Annotated in this window: 1 protein-coding gene; it reads left to right on the forward strand. The window is 62.9% G+C overall.

Annotated elements, in window-relative coordinates; all coding sequences use genetic code 11:
* Window positions 1-69: 69 nt before the first annotated feature.
* A complete protein-coding gene (locus PSUB009319_RS22720; RefSeq protein WP_124384424.1) occupies window positions 70-1050 on the forward strand; it encodes an IS1595 family transposase in 981 nt (326 codons plus the stop codon).
* Window positions 1051-1052: the final 2 nt, after the last annotated feature.

Consider the following 1052-nt stretch of genomic DNA (forward strand, 5'->3'; position numbering starts at 1 on the left):
GGCTATGTCTGAATAAACTGTTGCGGCTTCACTCTGTCAAACGGATATTGGCTGACGGAGGGCAGGCAAATGAAGGCGGCAGAGTTTCAACGGTGGTTGGCGAAGCTGGCGACGCTCACGGCACATCAGCGCGAGTCGGTTGAGCAACAACTGCGCTGCGGCGACCCGCGTCGGGCCACGGAACGCCTGATTGCGCAACTGAGCGGTCCGGTCGAACGTTGCCCGCACTGCGGGCATGCCGAGGTGGGGCGGTGGGGCAGCAGTGGCGGTCTGGAACGCTATCGGTGCAAAGGCTGCGGCAAGACCTTCAACGCCCTCACTGGGACGCCGCTGGCCCGATTGCGTCACCGTGAGCAATGGCAGACCTTCATGCTGGCCCTGATTGAGGGCCAGTCGGTTCGCCAGGCTGCCGAGCGATGCGGGGTCGACAAGAACACCGCCTTCCTGTGGCGCCATCGCTTTCTGCGGCTTCCCGCCGAGCAGAAAGCCAAGCGTGAGAGCGGTATCGTCGAGGCCGACGAGACCTATTTCCTGGAGTCGTTCAAAGGCAGCCGCCGGTTGCCTCGTGCGCCACGCAAGCGTGGCGGCAAAGCTGCCAAACGGGGCTTATCGGCAGAACAGATTCCGGTGCTGATTGCGCGTGACCGCGTGGGCGAGACGGCCGACTTCGTCTTGCCCAAGGCCGACAAGAAGCATGTCGGCGCCGTCCTGAAACCCTTGCTGGCCGAAGACGCCATCCTTTGCACCGACGGTGGCGGTTCGGGCGTGTATGCCGCTGTCGCGCGCGAGCATAAGTTGACCCATCGCTTCGTCAATGTCCGCGCCGGCATCAAGGTCGTTGGCAAGGTCTATCACGTGCAAAACGTGAACGCCTACACCAGTCGCCTCAAGGGGTGGATGCGCCGATTCCACGGGGTCGCCACCAAGTACCTGCCCAACTATCTGGGCTGGCGCCGCATGCTGGAACGCTCCGGCAGCGCCATCTCCCCGCCGTTATGTATCGCGCTCAGCCTGGGCAGAGCACGACCTCAACAGTTTATTCAGACATAGCC

The sequence above is a fragment of the Ralstonia sp. SET104 genome, from assembly GCF_003851545.1.
Lineage (GTDB): Bacteria > Pseudomonadota > Gammaproteobacteria > Burkholderiales > Burkholderiaceae > Ralstonia.